The sequence below is a fragment of the Tatumella sp. UBA2305 genome (genome assembly GCF_002345795.1).
GTDB classification, from domain to species: domain Bacteria; phylum Pseudomonadota; class Gammaproteobacteria; order Enterobacterales; family Enterobacteriaceae; genus Tatumella; species Tatumella morbirosei.
Window position 1 is genome coordinate 303135 of record NZ_DDVT01000021.1, and the last position, 9247, is coordinate 312381.

General features: G+C 46.3%; 10 protein-coding genes. 3 read left to right on the top strand and 7 right to left on the bottom strand.

What is annotated here, in order from left to right:
- Positions 1-5: 5 nt before the first annotated feature.
- From B3Z23_RS15290 to B3Z23_RS15305, 4 genes are all read right to left on the bottom strand, one after another.
- Positions 6-380, bottom strand: coding sequence for a hypothetical protein (locus B3Z23_RS15290; protein ID WP_294911889.1), 375 nt, complete (start codon positions 378-380; stop codon positions 6-8).
- Between the two features lie 156 nt (positions 381-536).
- Entirely contained in the window at positions 537-1100 is a 564-nt protein-coding gene (locus B3Z23_RS15295) for a hypothetical protein (protein ID WP_294911891.1), read from the bottom strand.
- 318 nt (positions 1101-1418) lie between these two features.
- The gene (locus B3Z23_RS15300; RefSeq protein WP_294911893.1) at positions 1419-2192 is read right to left on the bottom strand and encodes a histidine phosphatase family protein; all 774 of its coding nucleotides are present in this window, start codon (positions 2190-2192) and stop codon (positions 1419-1421) included.
- A gap of 278 nt (positions 2193-2470) precedes the next feature.
- Entirely contained in the window at positions 2471-3262 is a 792-nt protein-coding gene (locus B3Z23_RS15305; protein ID WP_294911895.1) for an AraC family transcriptional regulator, read from the bottom strand.
- A 105-nt stretch (positions 3263-3367) separates the two neighbouring features.
- On the opposite strand from B3Z23_RS15305, the gene B3Z23_RS15310 reads away from it, so the two are divergent.
- Both B3Z23_RS15310 and B3Z23_RS15315 read left to right on the top strand, forming a co-directional pair.
- Positions 3368-4537: an MFS transporter gene (locus tag B3Z23_RS15310; protein WP_294911896.1), complete on the top strand. Its 1170-nt coding sequence runs from the start codon at positions 3368-3370 to the stop codon at positions 4535-4537.
- Positions 4538-5189: 652 nt separating this feature from the next.
- Positions 5190-6335: a glycerate kinase gene (locus B3Z23_RS15315; protein WP_294911898.1), complete on the top strand. Its 1146-nt coding sequence runs from the start codon at positions 5190-5192 to the stop codon at positions 6333-6335.
- 135 nt (positions 6336-6470) lie between these two features.
- Here the strand turns inward: B3Z23_RS15315 and B3Z23_RS15320 are convergent, their stop codons facing one another.
- Positions 6471-7022: a flavodoxin family protein gene (locus tag B3Z23_RS15320; protein WP_294911900.1), complete on the bottom strand. Its 552-nt coding sequence runs from the start codon at positions 7020-7022 to the stop codon at positions 6471-6473.
- Positions 7023-7461: 439 nt separating this feature from the next.
- Here B3Z23_RS15320 and B3Z23_RS18735 point away from each other — a divergent pair, with 439 nt between their 5' ends.
- Positions 7462-7749 (top strand): beta-eliminating lyase-related protein, encoded by a 288-nt coding sequence (locus B3Z23_RS18735; RefSeq protein ID WP_414716497.1) that lies wholly within the window; start codon positions 7462-7464, stop codon positions 7747-7749.
- A gap of 86 nt (positions 7750-7835) precedes the next feature.
- Here B3Z23_RS18735 and B3Z23_RS15325 read toward each other — a convergent pair whose 3' ends face one another.
- Together B3Z23_RS15325 and B3Z23_RS15330 are read right to left on the bottom strand one after the other, a co-directional pair.
- Positions 7836-8738, bottom strand: coding sequence for a polysaccharide deacetylase (locus B3Z23_RS15325; RefSeq protein ID WP_294911902.1), 903 nt, complete (start codon positions 8736-8738; stop codon positions 7836-7838).
- 111 nt (positions 8739-8849) lie between these two features.
- Complete coding sequence (locus tag B3Z23_RS15330; protein WP_294911904.1) at positions 8850-9080, bottom strand: hypothetical protein; 231 nt, start codon at positions 9078-9080, stop codon at positions 8850-8852.
- Positions 9081-9247 lie beyond the last annotated feature (167 nt).

Sequence of the window (9247 nt, forward strand, 5' to 3'; positions counted from 1 at the left end):
TACGGTTAATACAGACTGAATTTGTATTCAGCCACCAGCTCACCGGCATAACTGTTTGCCCGCTGAAAGCGGGCATCTTTCAGAAGAGGTATTTTATCGCTGCTGGTTTTATAAGACCATCCAGGACCAAACATTGCCGAAACGGTCAGATTACGTAATGTTTTCCCGGCCGGCTTCCAGTGCGTAAAAAAATTCAGCTCCCCGGTGGTTACCGGTACAGGCTGATAACTAAACCGGGCAATCGTGCCGACAAAGCCCAGATTTATTTCCGGAGTTAACTGGTAGCCAATCAATCCGGACAAAACTTTTTCGCGATCACGGTTGTAATCATTACCGGCTTTCGACATAGCATTGAATGTACCACGAGAATTTTTACTCATATGATAGGGGTAGGTGCCTACGTTGTTTTGGATCTGAGGTATAGGCAAGTGACCAGCGAGTCTGCCAGCGTTCTTTTTCAATAAGCGCTTCAAGGGAAAAATGCTGCCCCCTGCTATCAAAATCACGGTATTTTTCCGTCATGACCCGATAATTTTTTAATGCTCTGGTGAGATATATTTGCCCATTGAGAGACAACGAATTAACCGGACGAACCGTGGCTTGTAATATATGCCTTGAGAGATAGTCACTGCTTTCTCCCCATGCGTACTGTACGTTTTTGATTTGTCATTCCAGCGTAGGTCCAGTGTGCTCAGTGAACGAATTATCTGCCGATCATTCGTCATAAAACGGGTATTTTCCGGGGAGCTTCTGCTCATGGATTTTCTGACTATTCCCCCCTGTAAACTGAGTGAATTATGAGTAATACCGGCATAACAACCAGAATAGGTGGTCATTGATAAGCGATTGGATGAAGTGATTACCCCGAGATTTTTCAACGGTGTCCAGCCGATTCGGCCTTTCAGATCGTTGTCAGCGAGCCTGTATTGCAGCCTGATATTACGTTGCCCAAATTTTTGAAAACCCGCTGCACTGCTTTTTTCATTCTGATGCGCGGAATCATAGAGTACTCCGCGCGACTGAAAATAATCACTGGCCGCCAGTTTAAACACCCGGGTCCATGTCACATCAACACCAAGGATACCGGCAAGATCTCCCAAGTGAAATGAGGCTTCAGCTCCCTGGCCCCATGCGCTGTGTATTTTTCGGTTTCCACTCTCTTCTTAATCCAGACTCTTCCAGTAATTCTTAAATGAAAGCGTCGTCTCTGACTGGTCAAAAAAGGAAAACCATGACGGCCCGTTAAACCCCTCATTTTTTCTGAGAATCGGAATCCGTAGCACCCGCCTGTACACCGGTGCTAAAAATAATTAACTATATCCAGGTTCTGTATCTGACATCCATATTGACCTTCCGTAGCAAGACTGATGCTCTGGCAGCGGTAGAATATATTCACTGATGATAAAACTTAATACATATTATTTACCCAGTAACACCTTCCCGTCATTAAAATATTTTAATGTTCCTGGCTCATTAATTGTATAATTACCTTTACTATAAGTAATTTTAACAACTGAAGCATTTTCTAAGGGTTTAATTTTCACCGACTCACCCGTGAGTTCGTAGACTAAATTCATTATTGTCATCCCTGATGTCACAATAAGAATATTTTTATCCTGTTGTTTTTTCGCTGATTCAACAATTTCTGTTAACGCTGCATGGACGCGGCTTTTTACCTGTTTATAGTCTTCAGCGAGACCTGCTGGGTCCGCTGCTGAAATTGCATCCTGTAATTGCCTGATTGAAATTTTTCCGGATTTCATTTCTGACAGCATTTCGCGTTGATCTTTAAATCCCAGTACACGAGCACTTGCATTCATCATTTCTTCGTTACGTAATCCTTCAAAACTCCCGAAATACGACTCCCTCAGCCCCGATAGTTCTGTCACCTCAGCCAGTGCCTGGCCTGTCTGACGAAGCACTATTTTCAGCGTATCACGCTGCTGTCCGACATCTCCGGAGTAAAAACGATCAAACGGGATACCTCTCAGTCCGGCCCCAAGATAGCGCGCGACTTGTTTACCTTCCACGGTCAAAGGAGCATCAGACCACCCCTGAACATGATTAAAGCTATTTAGCAATGTTTCACCATGGCGTGCGAAGTAAAGAGTTATATCATCATTATTCACTGGAGATGCACTACAGGTTACAGCACTCAATAACAGAGAGAGACATAAAATAAACTTATTCATATTAATTCCTTTTAATAAAAAAATGGCACCCGCCAAATAATCATCCACGACTCTGGCTAAATAACAGAGATTGCAAAATAAACAATATAAAATTTCAGAAAAGGAATTATTCTATATAATGTGAAGAGGATCATGATTTTACTTTCAAAAAGTGGAAGTTATCATATAAACAAGATACAGAACATAAAAACAAAAATTAATAACGCAGATCAAATTAATAAATAAAGATATTAATGAAACTCGGATAATTACAATAATAATGGAAATTAGACCCCAATTTACCTCTGATTACCGTTCAGGATTGACAACCAATGTCCGGGCGTCTGTTTCATAGAATTTTTAAACATATTAATGAAAGCAGTAGCAGAATCGTAGCCTAACCGAACTGCCGTCTGTTGAACGCTCTCTCCCTCCAGTAAATATTCAATTGCCAGAATCAGCTGCAATTGTTGTTTCCAGCGACGAAAATTCATTCCGGTTTCACGAATAACCAACCGCGATAAATTACGCTCACTCATCCCCAAAGTAACAGACCAGTAATGCTGAGTCTGCATATTGTCAGGAAAAGTTCTCATATATTCCACCATTCTACGCAAACGCTTATCCCCGGGGTAAGGCAGGTAATACTGGTTATTCGGCGTCTGTGGTAGTTGATCGAACAATACCTGAACCATTCTACGCCGGGCGGCATCATCCGGTTGACCGACTGTGGTACACAGATGGAGAATGACCTCTCTCACCAATGCGGATAGTGCCAGAGTACAGCAATAATCAGGCATCATGGTCGCATTGGGTTCAATGAACACGAAACACAATCGTGCGTTACGGGTGACATGATTGGAATGTTCAATCCCTCCCGGAATCCAAAGAGCATAGTTTTTCGGCACACTCCACAACGCATCCAAAACACGACAGGTAACTCCCCCATGGAGAGCCAAAATTAGCTGACCTTTACGGTGGCTGTGGGGTGGAGATTCACTCTGGTTATCTGATCCGAAGATACGAAAGGCTGTCGCAGGTGAATCATCCTCATCAGCATGATATCCATTCAGCATTAATTCAAATTGCATAATTTGTCCGAATTCAGCGATTGATTGTCAATTTAGCCTGATTCAACACCCTCGGGCAACAGCTATGATATCGGTAACTGATTAAATGACTGACAGAGGTTTCTTTTGAATAAAACCAGTTCTGCCCTGCTGCTGCTGGGTATTTTCCTGATTGCCGGATGCCTGCGGGTCACTTTCACTGGTGTATCACCTTTACTCCATTCGATATCACAATCGTTCTCACTGAGCGATGTCAGCATCGGTATTCTTACCACGTTGCCTCTGTTGGCATTTGCCATCATTTCACCCATTTCGGCAGGGCTCGCACACCGTTTTGGTGCTGAACGGGTACTGTTTGCAGCCATGCTGATCATTCTGCTGGGAATTATTTGTCGTTCTCTGGGGAGTTTATTCACACTTTATCCCGGCACCGCCCTTATTGGTTGCGGTATCGCATTGTGTAATGTGTTGTTACCCTCTTTGGTAAAACGTCACTATCCACAGCGGGTAGCGGAGGTTATTGGTAAATATTCGTTAGTTATGGGATTGTTTGCCGCCGCGGGATCGGCAGCAATGGTACCTTTAACCTATCTGGGAATCGGCTGGACAGGAGCATTGCTGACTCTGGGTATATTCCCGCTGGTCGCTCTGATAGTTTGGTTACCGCAACTGAAGTCATCCGCACCGGCTCCTGTAGTCCCAGGGGCTGGCAATGCCCACCAACTGGTGTGGCGATCAAAAATCGCCTGGCATGTCACGTTATTTATGGGTTCTAACTCACTGATTTACTATGTTATTGTCAGCTGGCTTCCGGCGATTCTGACAGCTCAGGGATATAGCAACGAACAGGCAGGATCGCTGCATGGTTTGATGCAGCTGACTTCGGCTATTCCCGGTCTACTGGCTGGTATTGCACTACGCAAGCTGAAAGGCCAGCAAGGTATCACCGTGATTCTGGTATTACTGTGTACCCTTAGCCTGCTTGGGCTGCTCATATTTCCCGGGCTATCGGGGTTCTGGGTATCGTTATTTGGCTTTAGCTGTGGAGCAGTCATTATTCTTGGCCTGACATTTATCGGACTACGCTCCGGGTCAGCATTGCAGGCAGCTGCACTCTCCGGGATGGCACAGTGCGTCGGTTACCTGTTGGCAGCGTTTGGTCCGCCACTGATGGGAAAATTACACGACCTGTCCGGTAGCTGGCACTCGCCACTGGTGATTCTGGTACTACTGTCTCTGTTGATGGCTTATTTTGGCTATAATGCGGCGGAGCACAGGGGACTGGATCATCACTGATGATTAACGGGGTACATAGCACCTGTACCCTGACCACCATGATACATGGTGATAGCAAGGTCTTACCTTTTTCTCAGCTTTTTTGCATATCCTGTGCCGGTTCAGTTTAGTAAAACTGGTTAATATCCGGAATGTGAGCTTATTCTCATGCTATGGGGTAAATACACAAAAATTGGCCCGAAATCAGCTTGATTTTAGTTAGCCTGCACATAGCTCCTCACCGCTATTAATGCCAGAATAAACCTCACGTCTTCAGCATGTTGGCTCCTGTTTCACTTGCCGTATGCAGTCGGGAAAAGTTTTACATGCCTTAAATGACGACGAAAATAGCGAATTCGCACCATAAACATACATTTCCGCGGGTCAGATACGGTCTTCTGCTAAGCTATTTTTCGTTATATTTTTCATTTTGCACCAGCGATCTCTGCCCTGTTATTTTTACCCACCGGGGCTGACAGCCCGACCTTTCTGTCAACAGCTCTGCTTTCGATCCCGGGGCTTCAAAAGCATCAGTTCCGGCACATTAATCGATGCAGGGTTCAACGATTAAACAGCGTATAACCAGGGTTGGCAGGGAGAGGTGCAGGCGGCAGTACCATGATTATCGTGGCCACTCTATTGTTGGCTATCAGGTCTGAAAAAGGATAACGATATGAATACCAGAACTTTTGTTTTAGCCCCGGACTCCTTCAAGGAAAGCATGACCGCAAAGGAGGTCTGCGTGGCTATGGAACGAGGTCTGAAAGCTGTTTACCCACATGCCCGCTATGTTCACGTTCCGATGGCAGACGGGGGAGAAGGCACAACACAATCGCTGGTTGATGCAACCGGCGGTACACTTTGTACCATGACGGTAACCGGCCCTTCCGGCACACCGGTTGAAGCCTCATATGGTATCAGTGGCGATGGTAATATCGCTTTCATAGAGATGGCTTCTGCCAGTGGTATTCAGCATACCCGCGCTGGTGAACGTAATCCGCTGCAAACCACAACTTATGGTACTGGTCAGCTGATCCGTGCCTGCCTTGATAAGGGGATCCGGAAAATTATTTTAGGGATTGGAGGCAGTGCCACAAATGATGGCGGAGCCGGAATGGCAGAAGCACTTGGTGCCCGGTTTTACGGTAAAGATAATCAGCAACTTCCTGCCGGAGGAGGTGCCCTTGGAGCACTCGAAAGGATTGATGTTTCAACACTTGAGCCTCGCCTGTCGACAGTAAATATTCTGGTGGCCTGTGATGTCACGAATCCTTTATGTGGCGAGCAAGGAGCTTCCGCTATTTTCGGTCCTCAGAAGGGAGCTACTCCGGAAATGGTCGGGCTGCTCGATAATAATCTGGCCCATTACGCGCAATTAATTCATCAGCAACTGGGTAAGGATATTGCCAGCCAGCCTGGTGCGGGTGCTGCAGGAGGCCTGGGGGCCGGCTTACTGGCATTCACCAACTGTCAACTCCGTAAGGGCATTGATATTGTTCTGGAATATAGTGGGTTACGGCAGCATCTTTCTGGCGCCGATTACTGCTTCACAGGTGAAGGCCGCATTGACCACCAGACTCGTTTTGGAAAAACGCCATTTGGGGTCGCAGAAGCGGCAAAAGCGGTCGGTGTTCCGGTCATCGCGGTTGCGGGAAGCATTGGTAGTGGTACAGACGTACTCTATGACAAGGGAATTGATGCCATTTTTGGAATTATTCCGCAGGCCGATAATATCGATAATTTGCTCTCCAGTGGGCCTGAAAATATCCAGCGTACCTGCGAAAATATCGCAAGATTATTAAAGCTGTCGGCAGTCTGACAGGTTATATGGCGGCAGTTAATCTGCTTCAGGTAATAGCGCACATTGGTTGATTAAGAGATCTGAACCACTCATTATTCAGGCCACAAGGATAAAACAGGAGGCAATGTCGCCTCCCGGATGTATCAAAAAAACTTATTTTAAACGGGCTGAAATACTGGCGACCCTGGTGCCATACTGACGCGCCGTAGCCAGATCACCGGAAGGAATAACATCAGCTCCGGCATCAGAAGGTGACTGAATTAATGGCCCGGCAGACCCTCCCAGATTATTGAGATCCTCACGGGTTGCAGTAGAAGTATTCGCAGGCAGCAGACCCAGACTCACCCAAATCCCGCCATGTTGTGCGGCCAGCGTCTGGAAGAAAATCAGGGTGTTTTGCTTATCCCCGTTCAGGCTGGCACTGTTAGTGAAACCACCAAAAACTTTATCCTGCCATTGGCGGGTAAACCAGGCCTTCGAACTGGCATCGGCAAATTTTTTGAACTGCCATGGAGCACTCCCCATGTAAGTCGGTGCACCAAAAATAATAGCATCAGCACTGTTCAGCTTTTCCCAGTCCTGCTCAGTAATTTCACCGTTGTTATCGATAGCGATTAATCCGGCCTGAGCCCCTTCAGCAACACTCTCAGCTACTCGCTGTGTATGACCATAGCCTGAAAAGTAGACGACATAAATACCTGACATGTAAACCTCTCTCTTGAGTTAACCGCCAGACTTGCACGGTAATTATTCAGAATACTTCGTTGTCTATCATGGGCGGTTTTTGATGAATAATCACCCCCCGGTTATCTGATAAACCCCTGTTGAATGGTAAAGCTGATCATAAACATGGTCGTAAAAGCAGCAGTTTCCTCTGTGATACTCATTGCACAGCAATGTCCTCACAGCGCGCCATACCGGTTCAATATTTTCAGGCACGACCAGTAAATGATAATAGAACCGTCTCACAAATAAAAATAAGCATATGAAAATAAATATTTTTTACTCCTGCCGTTTGTGAATGGTATGAAATGGGCTAAGCCAGAAAGCAGTGAAGAACTTTCTGCTCCTCAGCCTCTGAATACTGTACAGAAAAACCAATGATTGATTTAGGTAGTGATACTGTTACCACACCTACAAAGCGATGTGGCTGGAAACTTTAGCAGCTAAACTTACCGGAAAATCCGCTGCCTTATTTGCCACCAGCGGTACTATGGGTAATGTTATTTCAGCGTTAACTCATAATCAGAGAGGTGGCCAGGAAGCGATCGTAGACAGTCAGGCCCATATGCTTCTTTCTGAAGCCGGAGGGCTTTCTTGCCTGGCCGGCCTGTTTTGTCATGCCACCACTTCCCACCGGGGAGAGATGGACCTGCAACATGTCCCACTAATTGTTACGGCCTTCAGGCACAGTAACGAAACGTCATACTAATGCATCAGCCAACGGGAGTTGACTGCCAGTTAAATATTTCACCGGAAGGAGTCTGACTCTTTCCGGCAGATTAATCCCAGCTGCTGTTAATCAGCTTTCAGACGTTGATAATGGAGGGCAATTTCTCCGGGAGTCGTCAGCCAGAATTCATTCTGTCGTAACATCAGTTCCGTCAGCGTTTTCTTTAACCGGTAAAAACGAAATGGCTGTCCAACAATATAAGGGTGCAGAGCAATACCCATCACCTGAGGCGAAAATCTGCTTCTCTCCAACAATTCTGCAAACTGATCTTCAATCATCTGGCAAAAAGTATCTATTGGAGTCCCGTTCGGGATAATCGTAGGTATATCATTGATTTCCTGAGGATAAGGAATAGACAGTAGTTCTCCGTGACGGGTATGCATGGTCACGGGGATATCGTCATGTGCCCAGTTAAGCGTGTACCCGAAATCATGTCGTTTCAGCAAGTCAGGGGTTTCCTGGCTCTCCGAAATCCAGGGTGACAACCAGCCAGAAACTTTTTCCCCCTGATAGCTGCTCAGTTGTTGCTGACAGTAACTGATCAACCTGGATTCATCTTCTGAGCTCAGATCCCCCTGTCTCTGCGAGTTTGTATGGCCGTGACCAATTAACTCACTGCCGGGCAATGCTGTCCATCGTTGCAGTAGCTCCGGATAATGTTCCAGTAGTGAGGTATTAGCGATGACTGCCGGCGGTATCCCAAGTCGTTCAAACAATTCAGCCAGGTGCCAGCCTCCGACACGGTTTCCGTAATCACGCCAGCTATAATTCAGAATATCCAGTGAGTTCGCCGCTTGTGATATTTTAGCCCCTTCTGTGCAACCAAAGGAGAAATGCTCCAGGTTCATCGCAACATAGACCGCAAGGCCTTTCCCTTCCGGCCAGCTAAATGGCTGAGATCCTCCGCCAGTAGAATCATAACGGTGATGCTCATTTAACGTCAGTATAAGGTCAGCTTTCTGTGTCATAGTGCAATATCTTATCCGTTCAGTGAATATAGAGATAATTAAGCAATCACTATGCCAGTCTGCCTGGGCAATGAGCAACAGACTTTATCGTTTATAAAACGCCAGAGATAATCAGAGTGGCAGGACAATAAGAGACGGGTCGTTTATTATGGTGGCAGATAAATGCAGGGAGATCCTAAAATGCGCATTCTCGGCGTAATACTTTTTACGGCCATGCTGGCTGGCTGTGCAGCTAAAAAACAACAACCCCAGGAAACCATGGTGGTCCATACCGGTGATTGTTCCGCAAGCAAGCAAACGATCAACTGCCAGTGGCAGGATGTTCCAGCCAATAATATGCATTAATCTCCTGTCCGCGGTCTCTTTTGAGGCTACAGGGACAGAATTAGCCCAAATCAGTCAGAGTTTCCCTGCTGGCCGATAAATGTGCGGGTGCAGATGTTTCACTCTGCCGGCCGGCTGTTCCTGTCTGATGACTGCTTTTTCTGCAGAACAAATGCAAAAAGGCC

Bases quoted from the DNA above. Each gene is read 5' to 3' on its own strand.
- B3Z23_RS15315 (WP_294911898.1), top strand. From the start codon at position 5,190: ATGAATACCAGAACTTTTGTTTTAGCCCCGGACTCCTTCAAGGAAAGC.
- B3Z23_RS15300 (WP_294911893.1), bottom strand. From the start codon at position 2,192: ATGAATAAGTTTATTTTATGTCTCTCTCTGTTATTGAGTGCTGTAACC.
- B3Z23_RS15290 (WP_294911889.1), bottom strand. From the start codon at position 380: ATGAGTAAAAATTCTCGTGGTACATTCAATGCTATGTCGAAAGCCGGT.
- B3Z23_RS15305 (WP_294911895.1), bottom strand. From the start codon at position 3,262: ATGCAATTTGAATTAATGCTGAATGGATATCATGCTGATGAGGATGAT.
- B3Z23_RS15320 (WP_294911900.1), bottom strand. From the start codon at position 7,022: ATGTCAGGTATTTATGTCGTCTACTTTTCAGGCTATGGTCATACACAG.
- B3Z23_RS15325 (WP_294911902.1), bottom strand. From the start codon at position 8,738: ATGACACAGAAAGCTGACCTTATACTGACGTTAAATGAGCATCACCGT.
- B3Z23_RS15330 (WP_294911904.1), bottom strand. From the start codon at position 9,080: ATGCATATTATTGGCTGGAACATCCTGCCACTGGCAGTTGATCGTTTG.
- B3Z23_RS18735 (WP_414716497.1), top strand. From the start codon at position 7,462: ATGTGGCTGGAAACTTTAGCAGCTAAACTTACCGGAAAATCCGCTGCC.